Annotated in this window: 19 protein-coding genes; 18 read left to right on the forward strand and 1 reads right to left on the reverse strand. The window is 38.8% G+C overall.

The genetic code is table 11. The annotated features are described in order from the left end of the window. The first annotated feature begins 172 nt into the window (after positions 1 to 172). The 16 genes from BM102_RS01925 (at position 173) to BM102_RS02000 (ending at position 21,355) form a co-directional block, all read left to right on the forward strand. Entirely contained in the window at positions 173 to 1,084 is a 912-nt protein-coding gene (locus BM102_RS01925; protein ID WP_044936003.1) for an ABC transporter permease, read from the forward strand. Between the two features lie 13 nt (positions 1,085 to 1,097). Then, positions 1,098 to 2,009 (forward strand): carbohydrate ABC transporter permease, encoded by a 912-nt coding sequence (locus tag BM102_RS01930; protein ID WP_074790207.1) that lies wholly within the window; start codon positions 1,098 to 1,100, stop codon positions 2,007 to 2,009. Between the two features lie 44 nt (positions 2,010 to 2,053). Further along, entirely contained in the window at positions 2,054 to 3,712 is a 1,659-nt protein-coding gene (locus BM102_RS01935) for an ABC transporter substrate-binding protein (protein WP_090478402.1), read from the forward strand. A gap of 32 nt (positions 3,713 to 3,744) precedes the next feature. Next, positions 3,745 to 5,271: a glycoside hydrolase family 32 protein gene (locus tag BM102_RS01940; RefSeq protein WP_074790212.1), complete on the forward strand. Its 1,527-nt coding sequence runs from the start codon at positions 3,745 to 3,747 to the stop codon at positions 5,269 to 5,271. A gap of 221 nt (positions 5,272 to 5,492) precedes the next feature. Further along, a complete protein-coding gene (locus tag BM102_RS01945) occupies positions 5,493 to 6,815 on the forward strand; it encodes a replication-associated recombination protein A (protein ID WP_044936011.1) in 1,323 nt (440 codons plus the stop codon). A 22-nt stretch (positions 6,816 to 6,837) separates the two neighbouring features. Next, entirely contained in the window at positions 6,838 to 8,127 is a 1,290-nt protein-coding gene (locus tag BM102_RS01950; RefSeq protein WP_090478405.1) for an aspartate aminotransferase type Ic, read from the forward strand. An 11-nt stretch (positions 8,128 to 8,138) separates the two neighbouring features. Next, positions 8,139 to 8,933 (forward strand): pyrroline-5-carboxylate reductase, encoded by a 795-nt coding sequence (gene proC, locus BM102_RS01955; protein ID WP_090478407.1) that lies wholly within the window; start codon positions 8,139 to 8,141, stop codon positions 8,931 to 8,933. A gap of 143 nt (positions 8,934 to 9,076) precedes the next feature. Further along, the gene (locus BM102_RS01960; protein WP_090478410.1) at positions 9,077 to 9,727 is read left to right on the forward strand and encodes a YesL family protein; all 651 of its coding nucleotides are present in this window, start codon (positions 9,077 to 9,079) and stop codon (positions 9,725 to 9,727) included. Continuing rightward, positions 9,699 to 11,840 (forward strand): glycoside hydrolase family 3 C-terminal domain-containing protein, encoded by a 2,142-nt coding sequence (locus tag BM102_RS01965; protein WP_090478412.1) that lies wholly within the window; start codon positions 9,699 to 9,701, stop codon positions 11,838 to 11,840. Before BM102_RS01960 ends, BM102_RS01965 begins: the two co-directional genes overlap by 29 nt. Before the next feature lie 24 nt (positions 11,841 to 11,864). Further along, positions 11,865 to 13,418 (forward strand): glycoside hydrolase family 43 protein, encoded by a 1,554-nt coding sequence (locus tag BM102_RS01970; protein WP_090478414.1) that lies wholly within the window; start codon positions 11,865 to 11,867, stop codon positions 13,416 to 13,418. A gap of 11 nt (positions 13,419 to 13,429) precedes the next feature. Further along, complete coding sequence (locus BM102_RS01975) at positions 13,430 to 15,016, forward strand: sensor histidine kinase (protein WP_090478417.1); 1,587 nt, start codon at positions 13,430 to 13,432, stop codon at positions 15,014 to 15,016. Further along, positions 15,016 to 16,599, forward strand: coding sequence for a response regulator transcription factor (locus tag BM102_RS01980; RefSeq protein WP_090478419.1), 1,584 nt, complete (start codon positions 15,016 to 15,018; stop codon positions 16,597 to 16,599). Before BM102_RS01975 ends, BM102_RS01980 begins: the two co-directional genes overlap by 1 nt. A gap of 131 nt (positions 16,600 to 16,730) precedes the next feature. Further along, a complete protein-coding gene (locus tag BM102_RS01985; RefSeq protein WP_090478422.1) occupies positions 16,731 to 18,401 on the forward strand; it encodes an extracellular solute-binding protein in 1,671 nt (556 codons plus the stop codon). Beyond that, a complete protein-coding gene (locus BM102_RS01990; RefSeq protein WP_044936031.1) occupies positions 18,394 to 19,311 on the forward strand; it encodes an ABC transporter permease in 918 nt (305 codons plus the stop codon). The genes BM102_RS01985 and BM102_RS01990 overlap by 8 nt, the downstream gene beginning before the upstream one ends. A gap of 12 nt (positions 19,312 to 19,323) precedes the next feature. Next, a complete protein-coding gene (locus BM102_RS01995) occupies positions 19,324 to 20,220 on the forward strand; it encodes a carbohydrate ABC transporter permease (protein WP_044936034.1) in 897 nt (298 codons plus the stop codon). A gap of 7 nt (positions 20,221 to 20,227) precedes the next feature. After that, entirely contained in the window at positions 20,228 to 21,355 is a 1,128-nt protein-coding gene (locus BM102_RS02000) for a glycosyl hydrolase family 8 (protein ID WP_090478424.1), read from the forward strand. 33 nt (positions 21,356 to 21,388) lie between these two features. Here BM102_RS02000 and BM102_RS02005 read toward each other — a convergent pair whose 3' ends face one another. Beyond that, positions 21,389 to 22,444, reverse strand: a complete 1,056-nt coding sequence (locus BM102_RS02005) for an AraC family transcriptional regulator (protein WP_074790229.1) — start codon at positions 22,442 to 22,444, stop codon at positions 21,389 to 21,391. A gap of 171 nt (positions 22,445 to 22,615) precedes the next feature. Between BM102_RS02005 and BM102_RS02010 the strand changes: the two genes are divergently transcribed. Then, a complete protein-coding gene (locus BM102_RS02010; protein WP_090478426.1) occupies positions 22,616 to 24,124 on the forward strand; it encodes a sugar ABC transporter ATP-binding protein in 1,509 nt (502 codons plus the stop codon). Positions 24,125 to 24,134: 10 nt separating this feature from the next. Next, entirely contained in the window at positions 24,135 to 25,115 is a 981-nt protein-coding gene (locus tag BM102_RS02015; RefSeq protein ID WP_242942890.1) for an ABC transporter permease, read from the forward strand. Positions 25,116 to 25,136: the final 21 nt, after the last annotated feature.

Here is a 25,136-nt window from a genome sequence, read left to right on the forward strand (position 1 = left end):
TCAAATGTAAAAATTGAGATGGTTCATTTTTACAAAAAGAAAAGTAGAGTATTGTAATAATGTTACAAATAAACAAAAACGCATTGACACAAATGTAAAAAATGGTATAGTAAATTCATACACAAGTTGTGCAAACGCACACAAATGTTTTGGGTGTATATGAGGAGGATAAATGGAAAAGGAAGGCAAATTTCACAATACGATTACGTATGTGACACATCATTGGAGACTATATGTTTTCTTCTTGGGACCAGCGCTTTTACTTACAATCATTTTTAAGTATTTGCCAATGGGTGGTATTTTGATTGCATTTGAAAAGTACAGTCCTTTCAAAGGCTTCTTCGGAAGTGAATGGGTTGGGTTTGAATATTTCAGCCAGTTCCTATCATCCCCAGATTTCATGTCATATCTGGTTAATACATTAAAGCTTAGTGTATTTGGATTGTTATGGGGCTTCCCAGTTCCAATCATTCTTGCGCTTCTTCTTAATAGAATAGAGAGCAGCAAGATCAAACAAAAGATTCAGCTTGTTTTATACATGCCAAACTTCATATCAGTAATTGTACTTTGCGGTATGGTAAGAATTCTTCTTTCAGTAACAGGACCAGTTAATATGTTGTTCCATACAACAATCAACTTCCTTACACTTCCAGAGGCGTTCAGACCTATCTACATTATAAGTGGTATTTGGCAGGGTGCTGGTTGGGCATCAATCATGTACACAGCATCACTTGCGAATGCTAGTCAGGAATTAAAGGAAGCAGCTCAGATTGACGGAGCAAACATCTTCCAGCAGATTAAGGCAGTTGAATGGCCTGCCATTAAAGATATGGTAATCATCCAGTTCATTTTACAGGCTGGTAACATAATGAGCATTGGTTTTGAAAAGGCATATGCTTTACAGACAGACTTGAACTTAGGTGCTTCAGAAATCATTGCTACTTACGTATACAAAAAGGGTTTGTTGGATGGAAACTACAGTTATTCAACAGCGGTTGGTTTGTTCAATACAGTCATCAACTTAATCCTACTTTTATCAGTAAACAAAGTTGTTGAGAAAATGAACGACGGCCAGGGCCTGTAATTGGGAGGATACGATGGAAAATAAGAAAAAGAAGAAAAGTACATTTGCCAAGTATTCAGCTGGTGATAAAACATTCTTATTAGTTGGATATGTACTTTTAGGATTATTTGTATTGGCCATAATCGTGCCAATGGTTTACATAGTAATTGCTTCATTTATGGATCCAATTACATTGCAAAACCAAGGAATCACATTTGACTTAGATAAATGGACATTAACAGCATATGAAAGAGTTATTTCCAATTCACAGATTTGGGTAGGCTTTAGAAATGCCGTAATTTATTCGTTGTTGTTTACCTTCCTATCAGTCGCCATTACAATGCTATGTGCCTACCCAATGTCATTGGATGACTTCAAAGGTAAAAAGGTATTTAACGTTATCTTTATGATAACAATGTTCTTCGGCGGTGGATTGATTCCTACATATTTGTTAATCAGCAATCTTGGTCTTCTTGATAGTATGTGGGCAGTAATTCTTCCAGGTGCTTTCTCAGTTTGGAACATGATTATTGCACGTACTTATTATAAAGGAATCCCAGGAGAGCTTAGAGAAGCAGCAGAAGTTGATGGAGCAAATGAGCTCACATTATTCTTCAAGATTCTACTTCCAGTATGTACACCAGTTATTGCGGTGCTTTGCTTATGGCAGTTCGTTGGAATGTGGAACAGCTACTTCGATGCAATGATTTATTTAAACACAGCTTCAAAGCAGCCATTACAGTTGGTACTTAGAGCTATTCTGATTCAGAATCAGCCAGATGCAGGAATGATTGCAGATATGCAGTCAACAGCAGAAAGAGCAAGACTTGCAGAGTTATTAAAATACTCAACAATCATTATTTCAAGCTTGCCACTTTTAGTTATGTATCCATTCTTCCAGAAGTATTTCGATGCTGGAATTATGGTTGGTTCAGTTAAGGGGTAAATAGTAGCGTGCAGCTATTATATATATTAAATGGAGGAGATAAAATGAAGAAAAATGTAAAGAGATTCGCAGCAGCCGCTCTTGCAATGACGATGGCAGCATCAGCATTCACAGGCTGTGGATCAAAGGGTAACAGCGCAAGCAATGCAGACAAGGTAGATGTATCAAATCTATCATTTCCTTTGGATGAGAAGGTAACAATCACAGGTATGACTAGCTATCCAGTAGGAACAGAGGAGGAGCCAAACAATCGTACAATCTTCAAGAGACTTGAGGATGACACAAATGTACATGTTGAATGGACAGCCATTTCTTCAGATCAGTGGGGTGACAAGATTTCATTAAACATGGCAAATGTAAATACACTTACAGATTTCGTGTTTAACGCAGGCTTCAGTGATAGTGACCTTTTAAGATACGCTGATCAGGGCGTTATCATTCCCGTAGAGGATTACATTGATGAGTACATGCCAAACTTAAGCTCTGTATTCGAGAAGTATCCAGAATATCGAACAATGTGCGAAGATGAAAACGGACACATTTGGGCATTGCCTTGGATTGAGCAGCTTGGTTCAGAGAAGACTGCTATCCAGACTGTTGGTAACAACATGACATTCATCAACCAGAAGTGGTTAGATTTCCTTGGACTTGAAACACCTACAACAGTAGATGAGTTTGAGCAGGTCCTTTTAGCTTTCCAGGAGCACTCAAGTGAGCTTCAGAAAGAGTTCAATATTGATGGTGACATCATTCCTATGTCTTGCATCGTAAATGATCAGGATCCAAACCTTTTGATTAATGGTTTTGGCGATGGTATCGGTGATGTAGATATGGGTCAGCATATTGCAGTAAATGATGACGGAAAAGTTGTATGTACTGCAACTACAGATGGTTTTAGAGATGGTGTAGAATGGTTACATAAGCTTTACAGCGAAGGCTTAATCGATCCAGAGTGCTTCACACAGGATTGGTCAACATACGTTGCAAAGGGTAAATCACACAGATATGGTGTATGCTTCTCATGGGATGTTGCAAACATCGACAACATTCAGGACTATGTACCACTTGCAGCTCTTAAGGCAGATACAGTAAGCGTTACTCCACAGAACGGTTCATTCACTTCTGGTTTTGATAGAGGACGTTGCGTAGTAACAAGTGTATGTTCAAACCCTGCATTAGTATGTGCTTGGTTAGATCAGATGTATGATCCATTCCAGTCTCCACAGAACAACTGGGGTACATACGGCGAGGATGATGATTTCGATATCTTCGAGCTTAGCGAGAATGCAGACGGCGAGCCAATGCTTAAGCATGCAGCTTTAGGTGATGCTTCACCTGTTGAGGTTCGTGAGGCTGAGTGCGTAGGTGGACCACTTGCAATATTGGATGAATACTATGATGTTTATGTAACATGCCCAGATGATGCTCAGTATCGTCTTGATTGGATTAAGGACTACTACACAGATGATATGAACTGCAAGTATGTATATCCAAAGGTATTTATGTCAGCTGATGATACAGAACAGCTTTCAACAATCCAGACAGATTTAGTATCATACTTAAATTCAAGCAAGGCTGAGTTTATCAGAGATGGTATTACAGATGCTACTTGGCAGTCATACCTTGATCAGGTTGATAGCTATGGCTTAGATCAATATTTGGAAATCTATCAGAAGTACTTTGATGATTTCTATGCTAATTAAGAAATAAAACATGGAAGGAATTAGAAATACCAATGAGCAGTCAAACACTTAGAGAGGCGAGAAAATACGAGGAGGTCTATGAGAAATTAATACCTGAGGAGAATAGACCAAAGTTTCATTTATCGCCTAGGGTTGGTTGGATGAATGACCCTAATGGATTAAGTTATTATGAAGGGAAGTATCATTTATTCTACCAGTATCATCCATATGATGCACACTGGGGCCCAATGCATTGGGGCCATGCCACAAGTACTGATTTGCTTCATTGGGAGTTTCTTCCAGTTGCTTTGGCTCCAGATGAGTTCTATGACAAGGATGGCGTCTTCTCAGGAAGTGCCATTACTCTAGAGGATGGCAGACATCTTCTTATCTACACTGGCGTTATGAAAAGAACAGCTGAAAATGGTCAGATGAAAGAGTTCCAGACACAGTGTATAGCAGTCGGTGATGGATTAGATTACGAGAAATACGAAAATAATCCTGTTATTAATTCAGACCTTATCCCTGATGGGTCAAGCAAAACAGATTTTAGAGATCCAAAGATTTGGAAAAAAGAAGATGGCAGCTACAGATGTTTAGTTGCCAACAGAGCACCAGATGGAAGTGGACATTTACTTCTATTTAAGAGTGCAGATTGCATTCACTGGGAGTTCGAGAAAATATTTGCAAAGAATGAGCGCAGATATGGTCTCATGTGGGAATGTCCAGACTTCTTTGAATTAGAAGGCAAAGGTGTTCTTTTAACAAGTCCACAGGATATGCTTCCTGAAGGATTTGAATTCCACAACGGCAATGGTAACCTCTGCATAATTGGTGATTTCGATTCTGCAACAGATACATTTACAGAAGAAAATGTTCAGGCAGTTGATTACGGAATTGATTTCTACGCTATGCAGACAATTCTCACAGAAGATGGCAGAAGAGTCATGATTGGTTGGATGCAGAACTGGGATACAACGGGGGCCCATGATGGATCAGAGCCATGGTTCGGTCAGATGTCACTTCCAAGAGAGCTTTCTATCAGAGATGGTAGATTATGCCAGTGGCCAATTAAAGAAGTAGAAGATATGCGTTCTAATAAAGTAGAGTATCGTAATTACGATATTACTGCTACAAAGAACATCAAAGACAGTGATAGCGAAAGCGTTGCAGGTGGTGTTTCATTAGAAGGCATTAATGGCAGATGTTTAGATCTAGAATTAGAAGTTAAGCCTAAGGATATTCAGGCTATGTATGACAGATTCGTTATCTCAATTGCAGCAGATGACAAGTATCATACAGATATCGTTCTTCGTCCAAAGGAAAACATTGCAAAGATTGACAGAAAGTTTTCTGGTTCGAGACGTGCAATAGTGCATCAGCGTAGAGCTCATATTCCATGGAAGAGCGAGACAATCAAGCTTAGAATTGTAATGGATAGATACAGCATGGAAGTATTCTTCGAGGATGGAATGTACGTTATGACAGCATCGCTTCCAACTGATGTATCTTGCGATGGCATCTATTTCAACACAAATGAGGATGCAGTTATCAACATTACAAAATACGATCTAAACTAAATTGATTATTGCCAGCGACGGACAAATGTCCGTCCTACGAAAAATTTTTATTGTAATACTGAAAAAATTATAGTATAGTATCAAGAGCGATTACTTTAGTTTAGTAAAGTGACCTCTTGATACTTTTTTTGTGTAGATTTGAATGTGAAAGCTCTATCCTATACAGAACAAATGTGCTATTATGAATGCGTACGATAGTATCAAGATAAGGAAGGTTTTACATGGATCTATTTGATTACATGAGACAGGAAGCAAAGAAAAAGGAATCGCCTCTTGCCGCTAGGCTTCGTCCTACCACACTTGATGAAGTGGTTGGTCAGCAGCACATCATTGGCAAGGACAAGCTCCTCTACAGAGCCATTAAGGCGGACAAGCTTTCTTCTATTATATTTTATGGACCACCTGGTACAGGCAAGACCACACTTGCACAGGTAATCGCCCACACCACATCTGCAGAGTTTACTTCCATCAATGCCACCACATCCGGCAAAAAGGACATGGAGGCAGTTGTTGAGGGAGCTAAACAGACACTTGGTGCATACGGCAAAAAAACAATTCTATTTATCGATGAGATTCACAGATTCAACAAAGGCCAGCAGGATTATCTGCTCCCATTCGTTGAGGATGGCACCATCATTCTTATAGGGGCCACCACTGAGAATCCATACTTTGAGGTCAACGGAGCTTTGCTTTCCCGTTCAATCATCTTCGAGCTAAAGCCACTTGATATAGAGGATATTAAAACCCTCATCAACAGAGCTTTAACAGATTCAGAAAAGGGACTCGGAAGCTACGATGCTGTTATCGATGATGACGCTTTAGAGTTTTTAGCAGACATTGCAAATGGCGATGCCAGAAGCGCTCTTACAGCTATTGAGCTTGGCGTTCTCACTACAGACAGATCCGATGATGGAAAAATCCACATCACCATAGATGTTGCCAGTGAATGCATTCAGCGTAGAGTTATCAAATACGACAAAGATGGCGATAATCATTACGACACCATCTCTGCTTTTATAAAGAGTATGAGAGGCTCAGATCCAGATGCGGCTGTTTATTATTTGGCTCGAATGCTTTACGCAGGAGAGGATCCCAAATTCATTGCAAGACGTATATGTATTTGTGCATCAGAGGATGTAGGAAATGCTGATCCTCAGGCACTGGTAGTTGCTACCAGCGCATTCCTTGCAACAGAACGAATCGGTATGCCAGAGTGTCAGATTATTCTTTCTCACGCTGCTACATACGTAGCTTGTGCACCTAAATCAAATTCAGCCTACGGAGCTATTGATTTAGCCATGCAGGAGGTGAGAAACAACCACACGCGACCAATTCCAACACATCTGCAGGATGCACACTATAAGTCTGCTGGAAAGCTAGGACATGGCATAGGTTATGAATATGCTCACGATTATCCTAACCATTTCTCACACCAGAGATATCTTCCAGAGGGACTTGAAAGGGGAGATTTTTACAGACCAGGAAATCTCGGTTATGAACAAGTTATTAATGAGTACTTAGATAAAGTACGAAATAATAAATAAAGTAAATGAAAGAGGACCAACAATGAAAAAGTACAGTGAAATGTCACCCGAAGAACTTGAAGCAGAGAAGGAGCTACTTAGAAAAGAGTATGTTGCTTGGCAGGCAAAGGGCTTAAAGCTTGATATGAGCCGTGGAAAGCCATCTGTAGAGCAGCTCAATCTTTCTATGCCACTTTTCGACATCCTTGATGGAAAGTCTCTTATGAAATGCATGAATGGTGTTGAGACTAGAAATTACGGACAGTTGGAAGGCATCGTAGAAGCTCAGCATCTTATGGCAGAAATCATGGATTGCCAGCCAGAGCAGGTAATCGTATGCGGCAACTCATCATTAAATATCATGTTTGATACAGTTGCTCGTGGATACATGTTTGGTTTTGATGGCTGCACACCATGGTGCAAGCTTGAGAGAGTTAAATGGCTTTGCCCAGTTCCTGGTTATGACAGACATTTTGCTATCACACAGCATTTTGGTTTCGATATGATAAACATCCCTATGAATGAGGATGGTCCTGATATGGATGTTGTTGAGGGACTTGTTGCAGCAGATGACACAATCAAGGGTATCTGGTGCGTTCCAAAGTACTCAAATCCTCAGGGTATTGTATACTCAGACGAAGTTGTTAGACGTATGGCAAATCTTAAGCCAGCAGCTAAGGACTTCAGAGTATTCTGGGATAACGCATATGCGGTACATCACTTATACAAAGAAAAGAGCAAGATTTTAAATATCCTTCACGAGTGTGAGGAAGCAGACAATCCAAATCTCGTATTTGAGTTCGCTTCTACTTCTAAAATCACATTTGCAGGTGGTGGAATTGCAGCTATCGCATGCAATCACAACAACCGTGAGGAGCTCAAGAAGACACTTACAGTTCAGACAATTGGATTCGACAAAATCAACATGCTTCGTCATGCTAGATATTTCCAGGATGTTGAGTCTGTATCAAAGCACATGGAAAGACATGCAAAGATTCTTCGTCCTAAGTTTGAGCTTGTTATCAAGACAATGGAAGAGGATTTAACAGGCCCAGGATGTGGTTCATGGATTTCTCCAAAGGGTGGATACTTCATCACATTTGAGGCTCCAAAGGGAACAGCTACACGTATCGTAGATTTGGCAGCAGAGGCAGGTGTTAAGCTTACACCAGCCGGTGCACCATTCCCATACCACATGGATCCAAGCGATTCAATCATCAGATTTGCTCCATCTCTTCCACCAATCGAAGAATTAGAGGAAGCAGCAAAAATCTTTACAGTTTGTGCTCGTATTGCATATCTTGAAAAGCTTATTTTGGCCAAGGCTGAATAGGAGGTTTCTTTATGAAGATAGGTTTTATTGGAACAGGTAACATGGGTAGTGCTATGATGGGAGGAATCATTTCCTCAGGCATGGTAGAAGCTACTGATGTTATTGCTACAGATATTTTCCAGGCCGCACTTGATAGAATCAGCGAAGAGTTTGGAGTACACACAAGCACTAACAACAGAGACGCAGTAGAATTTGCAGACATCATCTTTCTTGCTGTAAAGCCTCAGTTTTTAGCTAAGGTTGTAGATGGCATCAAGGATATGGATTTCAGTGATAAGCTTGTTGTTAGTATTGCTGCTGGACAGTCATTGGAACGTCTTACAGGAATGTTTGGCAAGGAGCTCAAGCTCATCCGAGTAATGCCAAATACTCCAGCACTTGTTGGAGAAGGCATGAGTGCTCTTAGCCCTAATGAGCTTGTTTCAGAGGACGAGGCAGCCACTGTATTAAAGCTTTTTGAAGCATTTGGACAGGCAGAAATTATTCCAGAGCGTCTTCAGGATGCAGTAGTTGGAATCAGCGGTTCTTCACCAGCCTATGTTTATATGTTCATCGAAGCACTTGCTGACGGAGCAGTTGCAGAGGGAATGCCTCGCACACAAGCTTACAAGTTTGCCGCACAGGCGGTTCTTGGCTCAGCCAAAATGGTTCTTGAAACTGGGGAGCATCCAGGGGTTCTCAAGGATGCAGTTTGCTCACCAGGTGGCACCACTATCGAGGCTGTTGCAGCTCTTGAGGCAGCAGGATTCAGAAGTGCAGTTATCGAAGCAGAACGAATCTGTATCGAAAAATCTAGAGATTTATAATATGTAAAAAATCTTACATTAAAGGCACAAAAAGTAAGGGCCACAATATTTATTATAATGATAATATGTAACTATTCAGAATAATCTGGGGTATATCAGATTAGGCTGAATAGTTATTTTTTTGCAAAAAAGGAGAGAATGTTATGAATATCCTAAGACCGGACAGCGAGGTAATGGAATTTCTAGGGAAGGCGACGGATTTAATTATATTAAATTTGCTTTGTGTTCTATGTTCTATACCAATAATCACAATTGGTGCGTCTTTTACTGCTAAATATTATGTTTCCATGAAGATAGCAAAGGGTGAAGAACCAAATGCAGTAAAAAGCTTCTTTAAATCATTTTGCTTAAATTTCAAGCAGATTACTCCAGTATGGATTGCGGAGTTGTTGGTATTACTGATTTTAGCTTTTGATTGGTACAACCTTTTCTTTGGAATGGCCAAATCAATGCCTATTCCTATGAGAGTGGTACTAGCAGTTATTACTTTTTTGGTATGGTCAATTATTTATTGCATGTTTCCTTTTATGGCAAGATTTCAGACCACAACAAAGGATTTGGTAAAGGCATCCATAGTTATGGCAATACTTAATATCCCAAGAATGGTACTGATTTTTATAGTAACTTTTTTACCATATATTATTTGCGCATGGTATATCCAGTGGGGGCTGGGAATTTGGATACTTGTTACTACTGTCTCTCTTTACTACATCAGTAAGGAGTTTGACACTCAGCTAGAAATGATTACAAAAGGAGAAGATGAAAATGAATCAAGAAACAATGAAGCGTGCTAAAGAAATAGTGTCGCAAATGACTATGGAAGAAAAGACTAGTCAGATGCTATATCACGCGGCAGCTATAGATAGGTTGGGGATACCAGCATATTGTTGGTGGAATGAGGCTTTGCATGGGGTGGCTAGAGCTGGAGATGCAACAGTTTTTCCTCAGGCAATTGGACTGGGAGCAACCTTTGATGAGGAGCTTGTAGAAAAGATTGGTGATGCTACCTCTACAGAAGGTCGAGCTAAATACAATCAGTTCACCAAGCACGGTGACAGAGATATTTATAAGGGACTTACATATTGGGCACCAAACGTAAATATATTTAGAGACCCAAGATGGGGCAGAGGCCATGAAACATATGGTGAGGATCCATATCTTACTGGACAGCTTGGTATGGCTTTTGTAAAAGGATTACAGGGCCCAGATCTTGATAATCCAAAGGCAGCTGCTTGCGCAAAGCATTTTGCAGTTCATTCTGGTCCGGAGGCAGACAGACATCATTTTGATGCCAGGGTATCAGATCAGGATTTGTATGACACATATCTGTATGCTTTCAAGCGACTGGTGAAGGATGCCAAGGTAGAGTCCGTTATGGGAGCCTACAATCGAGTAAACGGTGAGCCTGCCTGTGGAAGTAAACGCTTACTAAAGGACATCCTGCGAGATGACTGGGGCTTTGAAGGACATGTTGTTTCTGACTGTTGGGCGATTCGTGATTTCCACGAAAACCATAAGGTAACAGGCTGTGAAGTGGAATCGGCAGCATTGGCTGTGAATAACGGCTGTGATTTGAACTGCGGCTGTGTATATGAAAAGCTTATTTACGCATATAAAGCAGGCCTTGTTTCAGAGGAGACAATTAACACTGCAGTCGAAAGATTGATAGAACTTCGATTACGCTTAGGAACTCTTCCTGAAAGAAAAAGTAAATATGATGATATTCCATATGAAGTGGTGGAATGCAAGGAACATAAGGATTTAGCTAATGAAGCAGCAAAGGAAAGCTTTGTTTTATTAAAGAATGATGGTGTCTTACCACTGAATAAAGACAAGTTAAAGACCATAGGAGTCATTGGTCCTAATTCAAACTCAAGAATAGCACTTGTTGGAAATTACGAAGGAATTTCATCTGAATATATCACTCCACTTGAAGGTATCCAGAGATTTGTTGGAGATGATGTAAGAGTATTCCATGCAGATGGAACTCATCTTTGGAAAGATAGAATGCATGTGCTTAGCGAAGCAAGAGATGATTTTGCAGAAGCTATGGCAGTTGCAGAGCATTCAGATGTTGTGGTTATGTGTTTAGGCTTAGACTCCACAATAGAAGGTGAAGAAGGTGACGCTGGAAATGAGTTCGGTAGTGGTGACAAAAAGGGACTTAAGCTTCCAGGGTTACAGCAGGAATTGCTGGAAAAAATTACAGCAGTTGGAAAGCCAGTTGTGCTTCTCCTTTTATCAGGGTCAGCACTTGACTTGTCTTGGGCACAGGAAAACGTAAATGCCATAATGCAGTGCTGGTATCCAGGAGCAAGGGGTGGAAAAGCTATTGCACAGGTACTGTTTGGACAGGATAGCCCAAGTGGAAAGCTTCCGGTCACATTCTATGCATCTGACAAGGATTTGCCTGATTTTAAAGATTACTCTATGGATAATAGAACATATAGATATTTCAAAGGAACTCCTCTTTATCCATTTGGATATGGACTTGGTTATTCGAAAATCAAATGTGGCAACGCAGCTATTGATAAGATTTCAGGCGGCATGGGTGAGCATTTTACAGTGAATATCGATGTGACAAACCAAGGAAGTATGAATCAAAAAGAAGTGGTTCAGTTGTACATCAAGGATGTGGAAGCATCCACAAGAGTACCACTTTGGTCTTTGAGAAAAGTAATGAGAGTCTCACTTACACCAGGGGAGACAAAGACAGTTTCATTTGAGCTTGCTCCAAGAGATTTTGCAATCATCGATGAAAAGGGAAATGCTATTGTAGAGCCAGGCAAGTTTAAGATAGCTGTTGGAACAAGTCAGCCTGATGGTAGAAGTGAAGAGCTTACTGGAAATAAATGTGATGTATTTGAAATAGATTTGAAAGGGGAAACTATTCAGGTGGAATACTAGGATAGTTTGTTTAGGGAGAAGATAATGACAATTGCTAATAATCCGATTTTAAAGGGCTTTTATCCAGACCCATCAATATGCAGAGTGGGTGATGATTTTTATATTGTATGTTCAAGCTTTGTGTATTTTCCGGGAGTGCCAATTTTCCACAGTAAGGATTTGGCTAATTGGGAGCAGATAGGACATGTGTTAGATAGAGAAAGTCAGCTTCCATTACATGGTGAAATATCTAGAGGAATTTTTGCTCCAACAATTAGAGAGCACAAAGGCACATTTTACATGATTACAACAAATGTGGATGCTGGAGGAAATTTCCTTGTTACAGCAAAGGACCCAGCAGGACCATGGTCAGATCCATACTATTTGGGTGATAAAGAATGTCCAGGTATTGATCCATCATTATTCTTTGACGATGATGATCGTTGCTACTATGTTGGAACCAGACCAAATCCAGAAGGTGTTAGATACAACGGGGATTGGGAAATCTGGGTGCAGGAGCTGGATTTAGATTCTATGAAGCTGGTTGGCCCATCTATGGCAATATGGAAGGGGGCAGTAAAGGATGTTATCTGGCCAGAAGGCCCACATCTTTACAAGAAGGATGGTTATTACTATTTGATTCATGCAGAAGGTGGCACAGGCCCAGAGCATGCCATATCAGTTGCCAGATCAAAGGAACTCTTTAAATGGTTTGAAGGCTGTCCAAGAAATCCAATATTTACCCACAGAAATCTGGGCAAGAACTATCCTGTTATTTATGCAGGTCATGGAGATTTAGTAGACGATAAAGACGGCAATTACTACATTGTAATGCTTGCCTCGAGACAGTGTAAAAATCACTGCAGCATGGGCCGAGAAACATTCCTTGCCAAGGTTACATGGGAAGATGGATGGCCTGTTATTAATCCAGGTGTTGGAAAGCTTACAGACCAGGTTGAACTTCCATTTGAGGAATACAGATTCAACCAGGAAAACTCGTATACTGACATTATTCATTTCGACAGCAAAGAATTGGATGATAGATTAGTTGGAATTGAAAGAAGAAGTGAGGATTTCTATTCCCTTGCAGAAAAGTCAGGATTCCTTACCCTTTACACTCGTCCAGAAAGAATCGAGGATATTTGTAACCCTTCTTATCTTGGAATTCGTCAGAAGGATTATGCATTTGCTGTTAGCTGCGGAATTGATTTTACACCTAAGAATGAAAAAGAATGCGGTGGCCTGGTGTTGTTCCAAAACCATGAAAATCATTTAGTTATGGAAATTGTAAAAGGCGAAAGTGGAAAGCAATTCCGTGTGAGAACTGTAATTTCTGGCAAAGAAGAAATTATAAAATCAATACCTGTTTCAGATGGATTGGTTGAAATTGGAATAAAGGCAAAGGAACAGAAGTGCCAGATTTATATTGTTGATGAAAATGGCCAGTTGCCTGTAAAGGAAGATGTTGATTTGATTCCATACACAACAGAAGAAGCAGGGGGATTTGTTGGCTGCACAGTTGGTATGTACACTTCATCAAATGGTGCTGATTCGGATAACAGATGTAGCTTCAAATGGATTAGTCACACAAAGAATTAAGGGCATGATATATGAAAAGGTTTTTTAATAAGCTTGAAATAAAAAGGAAGATGGCCCTTTTGTATATCCTTTGTGTAGTGCTTCCAATTATTATTTCAGATGGTTTTGTTTTCAAGTCCATTTATAATTCAGAAAAATCTTCCATTCTTCATCAGATGGAAAATGAAGCAAATGCCATCAATTACACATTCTTTAATCAGGTAGACGAGGCTGCAAAGCTGGGAAATGCTTTATACAGCAGCCTCTACGTACATAGGTTTTTACATAAGGAATACTCATCAAATCTTGAGTATTACAACGCCTACCAGACATTCTTTGATGATACACTTTTAAAGCTTGTAACAGGTCAGTCTGGTATGGATTATTGTATTTATTTGGACAACAATACCATCACAAATGGAGCGGAATTTCAGAAGATTACCAAGGCTATTGGAACAGACTGGTATGACTATATTTTGACATCCCATTTGAACAAGGGGCTTTACTTTGGAATGACAAAACAGCCAACAGGAGCCCTGCAAAGGACGATTTATTATTTTCAGCGATTGAACTATTACAAGTATAATTCGCCCAATATCTTGCTGATAAAGATAGATTATTCAAAATGTGTTGATGATATCGAGAATCTGAATTATCCATATAAGGCATACATATGTGACGATACTAGAGTGTTAATGTCTAATGGTAAATACAGTAATGTAAGCAAGGAATATGCTAACAAGACGCTGTTAGAGAATATTGCGTATTCTCAGGATTGCACAGTCTATGGACAGGAACTAGAAATCAAAATAAAAGATGTTGATTACAGTTTTATGGATTTGTTTAGAAAACGGTGGTATCAGTTGTTGTTCATGATTGTAATAAATATCGCTTTGCCAGTGTTTGTCAGCAGCTTGATGCACACGAATTTGAAAAATAGGTTACGAGAACAGGAAGCAGTGGTAGCTAGAAAGAATGCAGAGCTAATAGCCCTTCATAGCCAGATAAACCCACACTTTTTGTTCAATGCGCTAGAAAGCATTCGAATGCATTCTCTTCTTAAAAAGGAAGAGGAAACAGCCAAAATGGTGGAGCATTTAGCAAAGCTGCAGCGCCAATATACCGAATGGAACGACGATATAATAGCAATTGAAAATGAGCTAAATTTTGTAGAAGCATATTTGCAATTACAAAAATACAGATTTGGGGACAGGCTTTCTTTTGAAATTGATATTGAGGATGAATGTAGAAAACTGTTGATACCAAAGCTAACACTTGTAACATTTGTGGAAAATGCAGTTGTTCACGGTATTGAAAGTAAAACTACACCAGGTTGGATTTTTGTTCGTATATACGTTAAGGACGAAAATGTAATTATAGAAATAGAGGATACAGGAAGTGGCATTCCTGAGGATATAGCAAATGTATTACTAGAAAATATGCGCAACAGTGAAATTTCTATGCTAAAGGAGAAAGGTAGAGTTGGAATTGTAAATGCATGTGTCAGACTAAAGATGATATCAGAGGATAACGTCATGTTTGATGTGGACTCAGAAATAGGTACAGGAACCCTATTCCAAATTACAATTCCGATGATGTATTTAAAGGGGATGATTTAATGTTAAAAGTTTTGTTAGTGGACGATGAGCCGTTCATATTGCAAGGTCTGAAGGTTTTAGTTGATTGGGAAGCGGAAGGTTATGAAATTTACACTGCTGTAAATGGAAAAGAAGCACTTGAGTTCATACAGAAACAGCCGGTTGATCTTGTCATAGCTGACATAAAAATGCCACTAATGGATGGAATAGAACTTTTAAAGGAAGTTCGAAAAATAAATGATGAAATATACTATGTGATTCTTAGCGGATATGCTGAGTTTGGATATGCTCAGGAAGCATTAAAGCATGGATGCGTAGAGTATATTTTGAAGCCAGTTGAAAAAGAGCAATTACTAGTCATTCTTAGAAAGATTGCTGCTTTGAACAAGGAAAAAATTATTGAGATTCAAGAGAAGGCAAAGAAGGATAAGGCCTATCTTGATAGAAATATAATGTCGCTTCTTAGGGGTAAATACGATAGAACAAATATTGAATGCATATCAGATAAAATCGATGTGGATGAAGATATGTGTTATGTGGAGGTGCAGCTGGATGTTGCTACTTTGTCTGAGGATTATTCAGACGAAGAAAAGAAGGAACAACTCAACAAACTATATTTGGCAGCTGATGAGTTTCTAAAAAACGATTTTGCTTTATGCATAATGGATGTTTCTGACAGCGAGAAAACCTATGATATAGGCTTCATATACACAGACTCAATGGGACAAAAGCTACAGCTTACCACGGAAGAATATTTGAAAAGGTTCTACGATTACCTTATCGCAAATACGAATCTTGAAATTACCATGCTTGTAGGAAAAGGTGTATCTGGCATAAAAAATATATCTAAATCATATGGAACAGCCAATATGCTTCGTTCTCTTCAGGGATTTAGAGAAAAGAAAAAAATTTATTATTACGAAGATGAATACAAAATCACTGATACAGGCATACTTATTTGCAAGAAACAACTGGACAACCTCATAGATGCAATCGAAGGTGGGGAGCATGTTGAAATAAGAAAGAGCGTAGATGAGTTTTATCAGGAAATGAAAAATACTGGTGTCACAGAATCTACCATGAATCTAAATATTAATTATCTGCTGTTTCAGTTGATTCATTTGGCAAGTGAGCTTGATAACGAGGTCAATCAGGAAGAAATTCTTAGAATGATTTTGGAAAGTACTTCGGAAGAAGGAATCAGACGAGGTGGACGAACCCATCTTTGCAAAATGGCTTATGCCTATGGAGATTACATAACTCAGCTTCGTAAAAACGTATCCAAGGGTGTGCTTGGTCAGATAGAAGATGAAATCAAAAGAAACTATGCCAGCAATTTAACCCTTCGAGAGTTAAGCGAAAAGTATTATATAAATTCAGCATATTTAGGTCAGGTTTTCAGGAAAAAATATGGTTGTTCATTTAAGGATTATCTTAATGAACAACGTCTAAATGAAGCTGCAAAGCTACTTCGTAAAAGCGATATGAAGATTTACGAAGTGGCTGAAATGGTGGGCTATAAGGATGTTGACTACTTTGTAAATAAGTTTATTGAGGCAAAGGGGTGTACCCCTACAAAGTATAAAAAGAATATGGCCGTCTAAAATTTAAGGGGGAGAAATATAAAGTTTCTCCCCCTTTTATCTATAGTTTCTCCGATGTTTTCAAATGCTATTTTTCCTAAAATAATACCATAAAAGAGGGAGAAAGGTTCCCGAATAAAAGGAGGGTTTATATGAAAAAAAGAGTAGTAAGCGCATTATTAATTACTACAATGCTTACCTCTATGTTGGCTGGATGCGGCAAAACAGCTGGACATGGTGGAGCAGTTAACGAAGATGGAATCAAAGAATTTACAGCATTCTTTGCAGTTCCAGGTACAGAAATTAATGATGACAACGAGATTCAGCAGATTATCGCTGAAAAGACAGGCTGCAAGGTTAAGGAGTCTTGGTTGACAGGTCAGACAGCTGAAGAAGCAGTTGGTACATTTATCGCTGGTGGCGAGTATCCAGACTTCATTGATGGTGGTGATGGTTCTGTTCAGTTATATGAAGCTGGAGCATTAGTTGCACTTGATGATTATATTGACAATTATCCAAACATTAAGGAATTCTTCACAGATCAGGAGTGGGATGCAATTCGTCAGGATGATGGACATATTTACTGGATTCCACAGTTCACAAACATCTATGGTGAAGAAAGAGAATGTATCCAAAACGGTGAAGCATTCTGGATTCAGACAAGAGTACTTGAGTGGGCAGGATATCCAGAAGTTCACACAATGGATCAGTACTTCGATTTGATTGAAGCATACAACGAAGCTAACCCAACAATGGAAGATGGTACAGAGAATATTCCTTACACAATTCTTTGCGATGACTGGAGATACTTCTGTTTGGAAAATGCACCAGAGTTCCTTGATGGTTATCCAAATGATGGTTCTGTAATCGTAGACCCAGAAACAAAGAAGATTATTGATTACAACACAACTGATACAGCTGTTAAGTACTTCAAGAAGTTAAATGAGGAGTACAAGAAGGGTATCGTAGATCAGGAATCATTCACACAGACATATGATGAGTATATCGCAAAGCTTTCTACAGGTCGTGTTCTTGGTATGATCGACCAGTGGTGGGATTTCGCATACACAGCAGAAGATGCTATTAAGACAGCAGGTCTTGATAAGCAGGGATGCCAGTACGTTCCACTTCCAATCACAATTGATGAAGGAATGAAGAACCAGTGGCACAACTCAGGCGGAGAGTTAAACGTTTCTTCAGGTCTTGCTATTACAGTAGACTGTGCTGATGTTGAAGGTGCTCTTCAGTTTGTAAACGACCTTCTTGGTCAGGAAGTTCATGACCTTAGATTCTGGGGTGTTGAAGGCGTAGATTACAACATCGGTGATGATGGAATGTACACAAGAACTCCAGAGATGCGTACAAATGTTGTAGACGCAGCATACAAGGCTGCTCACATGTGCCCATATTCATACTTCCCACAGTGGCTTGGAACTAGCCGTGATGGAAAGAATGCTATGAAGCCAGAAGGACAGGAAGATGAGTTCTATGATGGACTTTCAGATACAGTAAGAGAGTGCTTTGAAGCATATGGCGCAGAAACATACGTAGAGATGCTTGGTACATCTCCAGCACCAGGACCATGGTATCCAATGTACACATACTCAAATTCAATGACAACATCAACACCAGGTGGTACAGCTTGGACACTTATGGGTGAGACAAAACACCAGTATCTTCCAAAGGTTGTAATGGCTGACGATTTCGATGCCGCTTGGGATGAGTACATGGAAGCATACAATGCATGTCATCCAGAGGATTTCCTTTCTGAGATGCAGACAGAGCTTGATAGAAGAATAGAAGAGGCTGCTAAGTATGAATAAAAAATCAATTAGCCTAACACAATTAAAACATCAAAAGGTACTTTTGATATGGGCTGCAGTAATAGTTGTATATGGAGTTGTATTCTATTATCTACCTCTTGCAGGATGGGTAATGGCATTTCAGGATTACAAACCAGTAACTGGACTATTGCATTCCAAGTTTATAGGCTTTGATAAATTTATTCGCTTGTTCTCTGATGTCACATTTTTGAGAGTAATTAGAAATACCCTTGCAATGGGTGTTATCAACTTGGCTGTAACATTTTTCATGGCAATCTTATTTGCAATCTTGCTAAATGAGATTGCCTGCCAAGGTGGCAAAAAGGTTGTTCAAACAATTTCTTACCTTCCACATTTCCTTTCTTGGATTATTGTTACAGGAATTCTTCATGATGCACTTTCAGGAACAGGAATTATTAATCAGTTGCTTTTAAACTTTAATTTAGTGGAACAGCCAATCAACTTTTTTGCCCACGAAAAATATTTCTGGCCTATCGTTGCATTTGCAAATGTATGGAAGGAAACAGGATGGAATGCCATCATTTATTTGGCAGCTATCACAGCTATCGATCCTTCTTTGTATGAAGCAGCAGCAATCGATGGTGCTGGAAGATGGGCAAAAATAAAGCATGTTACTTTGCCAGGAATTAAACCTACAATCATGATTTTACTTCTGATGAATATCGGAAATGTGTTGAATGCAGGATTTGAAATTCAGTACTTACTTGGAAATGGCCTTGTTGTAAATGTATCCCAGACAATTGATATTTACGTATTGAAATGGGGTATCAGCCAGGGCGATTATGCAATCGGTACTGCAGCAGGTATTTTCAAGAGTGTAGTAAGTATAGTGTTGATTGTAATTTGTAACCGAATTGCAAAACGACATGGTGAAGAAAGATTATTCTAAGGGGGCTAGGCAATGAATAAGAAAAAGAGAAAGAAGATTTCTGGTGCCGATTTGGCCTTTAGAATATTCAATACAATTTTCATGATTGCTTTCGTAGTAATCACCCTTTATCCAGTATTGAATACTTTAGCAATTTCTTTGAATGACGGTACTGATGCATTAAGAGGTGGAATTTATTTATGGCCACGTGTATTTACTTGGAAGAATTACACCACAGTACTTCAGAAGGATAATCTGATTACAGGAGCATTCATTACTGTTGCAAGAACAATTATTGGTACTTTTTTAGCTTTAGTATCAAATGCGATTTTAGCATTTATTGTAAGTAGAAAAGATTTTATATTTGCCAAACAAGTATCCTTATTTTGGGTAATAACAATGTATGTTAATGGCGGACTTATTCCAACCTTTCTCCTATATAAGTCACTTGGCTTAACTAACAGTTTTGCAGTCTATGTAATACCAGGAATGATTTCTGCTTTTAACATGCTTGTTATTAGAACCTACATGAAGGGTATTCCAGATAGTTTGGAAGAGTCAGCACAGTTGGACGGAGCCGGCTATACAACAATTTTCCTAAAGATAATATCACCTCTGTGCAAGCCTGTTTATGCAACTGTCGCTCTTTTCGTAGCTGTTGGTCAGTGGAACTCTTGGTTCGATGCAATGCTCTATAACAGAATGAGTGATGACTTAACAACATTGCAGTACGAATTAATGAAACTCCTTTCCTCTGTAACCAACCAAAGCTCGTCTGCTGAGTCTATGAAGAATTCTAACGGCTCCGTAACTCCAACATCCGTTAGAGCAGCAGCGACAATTATCACAATGCTTCCTATCATTTGCATTTATCCATTCCTTCAGAAATACTTCGTAACAGGACTAACACTTGGAGGCGTAAAGGAATAAAGGCATTATGAGAAATGTATTTTTAGAAATAGGAAAAACAGGTGAAGAAATAAATGCCAGAGTAGAAGAGACATTTAATGAGATTTTCTATGGCAATGACAAATTCTTTTACACAACTGATGATCAGACTATGGGGTATCTTGTTGATACAGGAAACAACGACACCAGAACTGAAGGCATTTCATATGGCATGATGATATGTGTTCAGATGGATAAGAAGAAGGAGTTTGATCAGCTTTGGAACTGGGCCATGACAAACATGCATTTAAGTGAAGGGGAAAACAAAGGCTATTTTGCATGGTCCATTGGAACCAATGGCGAGAAATATTCTGATGGCCCAGCTCCAGATGGTGAAGAATTTTTCGCTATGGCCCTTATTTTTGCGAGTCATAGATGGGGAGATGGGATTGGAATATATAACTATAGCCACATGGCTAAAGAACTTCTGAAAACCTGTATTCATCACGAAGAGCTTTACGGTGGTCACAACATGTGGAGTGATGAAGGCTTAATCAAGTTTGTGCCAGGCTTGGAGTTTACAGATCCATCATATCATCTGCCTCATTTTTATGAGTTGTTTGCAGAAAACTGCTATCCAGAGGATAAGGCGTTTTGGAAGAAGGCGGCTCAGGCTAGCAGGGATTTCCTTAAGATAGCCTGTCATCCATCAACTGGACTTTCTCCAGAGTATAGCTTTTACGATGGAACACCATATCCTGATGATGGTAATTTTGGTGGTAGACATGATTGGTTTTACAGTGATGCCTACAGAACTATTGCAAATATCGGCTTGAATTACGAATGGACAAAAGATGATTCGGTAGACAAAGACTTTTTACAGTGGAGTAGAAATACAGCAAACAATCTACAAAACTTCTTCTACACACTGCCAGAAGACAACAACCGTGGAATATATGCAATAGACGGAACACCTATTGAAGGCAAAGCACTTCATCCAGTGGGACTCACTGCCACCATTGCTCAGGCAAGCTTAGCTTCTGACAATCAGTGGAGTCTCAAAGCAGTAGAAGAATTTTGGAACACTCCTCTTAGGACCGGAGATAGAAGATACTATGACAATTGTCTTTACATGTTTGCTATGCTGGCGCTAAGTGGAAATTATAAAAAGTGGTAAAAAAGACCCAGCTTACACTAGGTGTGAGCTGGGTTATCTATTTCTGTTTGATGCAGACTGTTTTCTAAAAGCTGATGGAGTCATGCCTGTGTGTTTTTTAAACTGACGAATATAATGTTCTGAAGTATCATAGCCGATTGCTTCCGCTATTGTTGCTACAGACATTGTGGAGTTTGCAAGCAAATCCTGGGAGTGTTCTATTCTTACAGTTCTAAGAATCTCAGTATAATTCATACCCGTCAATTCCTTTATCAAACGAGAGGTATATTCATTTGAGTAATGGAACTTCTTAGCTAAATCTGAAAGAGTAATCTCTTTATAATTCTCCTGAATGTATTGAATAAGAGCGTATCTTTGAACATCAACTCTACTGTCGAATAATGGCATTTGTACTGATTCAGAGTAGTTTCTGATAATCATGTAAAAATCTAATAGCAGAGTATTGGTTATTGCTTGATAGTAGTATTCTTGCTTGTTTGTGCTTTCTGCCAACATCCATATAAAAGATGTATTTAATGATTCATCGCTGCCAGTTCTAAACATAATATAATCATTTGCTTTTTTAGCGTAGATATTGTTTAGAAAGAAAGATGAAAGAATATTTGGCGTATTCAAAAAGCCATAAAACATGGAGTGTAAAGTATCTTTTCTAAGCATAATATTTATGGCGATTGTGTCGTCAAAAATGGAAATAGAATGCTTGATACCTGGTGGAATTATGCAAAAATCTCCTGTTCGCATATTGATAGTGCTTCCTGATATTTCCTGGGTGCATTGTCCGTCATAAATATAAGTGATTTCAAAGAAAGTATGACTATGTTCAATGGCAGGACTATATCGCTCGTGCTTCTGCACAACAATACTGTCGTTATTTGACAAGTCAAAGAAAAATGAATCCTCGAAAACTTCGGGAATGGTTTCCTCTATCTCCAAAATCAACAAATGCTTTTTGAAAACCTCGTCCATATTCAGATTAGCAAGAAACTTATTAAGTTCTTTCTGGTTGCTTCTTGCTAAGTAATATTCTTTATAGAATTTTTCTGTTTCCGTCATATCGTAGATATGCTGTCTTAATGCTTTTGCGTCCATGGAAAAGATAATATCTCAAAAATAATCCCATGTCAAAATAAATCATATTTATACCATCAAAAAATTAAATACATCAAAAAATATCAATAGATTTGAACAATATTGTTAATTATCGAAGGGCAAAAATGAATCTATAATCAACCTGCAAGTTAAGTAAGGAGAAAGGTGTTGATGAGTATGAGTGAACCAATACTTGAAATGAAAAATATTTCAAAAAGGTTTGGTAGCGTTGTAGCCCTTGATGATGTTTCACTTACAGTTTATCCAGGTGAGATAAGAGGTCTTATTGGAGAAAACGGTTCGGGAAAATCAACTATATCCTCTATAGCTGCTGGTATGCAGAAGGCAAATGAGGGCCAGATGATTTTCAAGAACAAAGAGTGGAATCCAGAGAGCATGATAGATGCCTTAACGGGTGGAATCGGTATGGTTGTTCAGGAAAGTGGTACTATTGCCGGAATAACTGTAGCGGAAAACATTTTCTTAGCAGAGTTAAAGCTTTTTAAAAATAAGTTTGGACTTGTTGATAAGAAAAAACTTTATGAAGAAGCTAATAAGGTTTTACAGGAAATTGGAATCAAAAATGTAAAGGCTAGTGACTTAATGGGAAGTCTTGATTTCCAGGAAAGAAAGCTTGTTGAAATTGCGAAAGTCATGATGAAAAAGCCTGACATTTTAGTAATAGATGAGACTAGTACAGCATTGTCGCATGATGGAAGAACATTGATGTATGGACTTATCAAAAGACTTAAAAGCGAGAATAAATCAGTTATTTTTATTTCCCATGATTTAGAAGAAATCACTACTGTTTGCGATACATTGACAGTGCTTCGCGATGGTAAGTTGATTAGAACATTTGAAAAAGAAGAATTCGATGACGATTTAATCCGAACAAGCATGATTGGACGTGAGCTTCAGGGGGATTATTACAGAACTGACTTCGAAGCTACTTCTCAGGAAGAGGTTGCATTAGAAGGCAAGAATATCAATTACGGCGACAAATTAAAGAATGTTAACATCAGTCTTCACAAAGGCGAGATAGTTGGAATCGGAGGCCTTTCAACATGTGGAATGCACTATTTAGGGGAAGCTCTTTTCGGAGCATTGGAACTTGATGGTGGACAGGTGATTACAGAATCTGGCAAGGAAATCAAAAGCTGTCATAATGCTGTATCTCAAAAGATTGGATATGTATCAAAGGACAGAGATACAAAGTCCCTTTGTTTGGAAGCCAGCATCAAAGACAACATCGCTATTGCAGGAATGAATATTTTCAAAAATAACGCTGGCATGATTACAGAAAAGAATGAGAAGGATTATGTACAGAAACAGGTTAATGATCTTTCCATAAAGTGTAGTGACATGAATCAGCAGGTAAGCCAGTTATCCGGTGGAAACAAGCAGAAGGTTGTTTTTGGAAAATGGATTGGATGCGACAGTGAAATTCTCATTCTAGATTGTCCAACACGTGGCGTTGACATCGGCGTAAAACAGGCTATGTACCAGCTGATGATAAAGCTTAAAAAACAGGGAAAAGCAATTCTTATGATAAGTGAAGAGCTTCCAGAATTGTTGGGAATGAGCGATAGAGTCCTGATTATGAAGGACGGAGAAATAACAAAAGAATTCAATCGTAGCAAAGATTTGTCTGAAGCAGACGTTATTGGCTACATGATATAGGAGGTACGCTGTGAGTAAACTTAAGAAATTCAAAAATACTCAAATGCTTATAGCTACATTGCCATTGGTAGCGCTGATTGCTTTGTTTTTTATCTTTTGCGGAGTTATTCAAACATACGGCTATAGGCTTGATATGTATTTACAAATCGTTTTCAACGAGGCGGTAGTTCTCGCGGTTGTAGCAACAGGAGCAATTTTTATTTACACCTTAGGAACATTTGATATCAGCCTTGGTGCATCTACTCTTTTTGCAGCGACTCTTGGTGTTACTGTTTACAACAAGACAGAAAGCCTTGCACTTATGATTCTTGTTTTGTTTGCAACAGGTATTGCCTGCTCACTGTTTAATTCAGTTTTGGCATCAGTATTTAACATACCTGCATTCGTAACAACTGTTGCTATGATGTCAGTTTTGTCGGCAATAGCATCTCAGATTATTACAACAGATGGTGGTGCTCTCGGTGGAATCAGTATTCCTTCAAGTGTTGTAAAGCCTTATTCAGGAATCGGATTTAAAGCAATGCTCTTAATTATATATTTTGCAGCTTGTTTCTACGTTTTCCAGTTAACAAAAACTGGTAGAAGAATGAAGTTTATAGGTGGTAATCCACTATGTGCTTCACTTACAGGAATTAAAGCAAACAAGTATACAATTATCGCATTTACGATGGCAGGAATTGGTGTAGGTCTCGGGGCATTTCTTACTCTTACCTATACACCATCAGTTACAACACAAACAGCATCAAGCATTGGAATGAATATTTTTATAGCAATCGTATTTGGAGGAATGCCTATTTCAGGTGGCCCTCGTTCAAAAATCTATGCAGCCTTGGTTGGTGGATTTTCCTACATGCTACTGAATGACATTTTGGAAATTGTTATTGATAGTAGCGCGGCATATGGAATTACTCAGGTGATATCTGCTTTATTCTTTATGGCAGTTGTATACATAACAAGTATGAACTACCGTAGTCAGGCATTGCCAAGATAAAGGTACCAACTGCTTTGGCAG

Origin of the sequence: Pseudobutyrivibrio sp. JW11 (assembly GCF_900115355.1) — a bacterium.
GTDB lineage: Bacteria > Bacillota > Clostridia > Lachnospirales > Lachnospiraceae > Pseudobutyrivibrio > Pseudobutyrivibrio ruminis.

What these genes read in the sequence shown, in the direction of transcription:
- BM102_RS01925 (WP_044936003.1), top strand. Translation starts at nt 173, where the DNA reads ATGGAAAAGGAAGGCAAATTTCACAATACGATTACGTATGTGACACAT.
- BM102_RS01930 (WP_074790207.1), top strand. Translation starts at nt 1,098, where the DNA reads ATGGAAAATAAGAAAAAGAAGAAAAGTACATTTGCCAAGTATTCAGCT.
- BM102_RS01935 (WP_090478402.1), top strand. Translation starts at nt 2,054, where the DNA reads ATGAAGAAAAATGTAAAGAGATTCGCAGCAGCCGCTCTTGCAATGACG.
- BM102_RS01940 (WP_074790212.1), top strand. Translation starts at nt 3,745, where the DNA reads ATGAGCAGTCAAACACTTAGAGAGGCGAGAAAATACGAGGAGGTCTAT.
- BM102_RS01945 (WP_044936011.1), top strand. Translation starts at nt 5,493, where the DNA reads ATGGATCTATTTGATTACATGAGACAGGAAGCAAAGAAAAAGGAATCG.
- BM102_RS01950 (WP_090478405.1), top strand. Translation starts at nt 6,838, where the DNA reads ATGAAAAAGTACAGTGAAATGTCACCCGAAGAACTTGAAGCAGAGAAG.
- proC (WP_090478407.1), top strand. Translation starts at nt 8,139, where the DNA reads ATGAAGATAGGTTTTATTGGAACAGGTAACATGGGTAGTGCTATGATG.
- BM102_RS01960 (WP_090478410.1), top strand. Translation starts at nt 9,077, where the DNA reads ATGAATATCCTAAGACCGGACAGCGAGGTAATGGAATTTCTAGGGAAG.
- BM102_RS01965 (WP_090478412.1), top strand. Translation starts at nt 9,699, where the DNA reads ATGAATCAAGAAACAATGAAGCGTGCTAAAGAAATAGTGTCGCAAATG.
- BM102_RS01970 (WP_090478414.1), top strand. Translation starts at nt 11,865, where the DNA reads ATGACAATTGCTAATAATCCGATTTTAAAGGGCTTTTATCCAGACCCA.
- BM102_RS01975 (WP_090478417.1), top strand. Translation starts at nt 13,430, where the DNA reads ATGAAAAGGTTTTTTAATAAGCTTGAAATAAAAAGGAAGATGGCCCTT.
- BM102_RS01980 (WP_090478419.1), top strand. Translation starts at nt 15,016, where the DNA reads ATGTTAAAAGTTTTGTTAGTGGACGATGAGCCGTTCATATTGCAAGGT.
- BM102_RS01985 (WP_090478422.1), top strand. Translation starts at nt 16,731, where the DNA reads ATGAAAAAAAGAGTAGTAAGCGCATTATTAATTACTACAATGCTTACC.
- BM102_RS01990 (WP_044936031.1), top strand. Translation starts at nt 18,394, where the DNA reads ATGAATAAAAAATCAATTAGCCTAACACAATTAAAACATCAAAAGGTA.
- BM102_RS01995 (WP_044936034.1), top strand. Translation starts at nt 19,324, where the DNA reads ATGAATAAGAAAAAGAGAAAGAAGATTTCTGGTGCCGATTTGGCCTTT.
- BM102_RS02000 (WP_090478424.1), top strand. Translation starts at nt 20,228, where the DNA reads ATGAGAAATGTATTTTTAGAAATAGGAAAAACAGGTGAAGAAATAAAT.
- BM102_RS02005 (WP_074790229.1), bottom strand. Translation starts at nt 22,444, where the DNA reads ATGGACGCAAAAGCATTAAGACAGCATATCTACGATATGACGGAAACA.
- BM102_RS02010 (WP_090478426.1), top strand. Translation starts at nt 22,616, where the DNA reads ATGAGTATGAGTGAACCAATACTTGAAATGAAAAATATTTCAAAAAGG.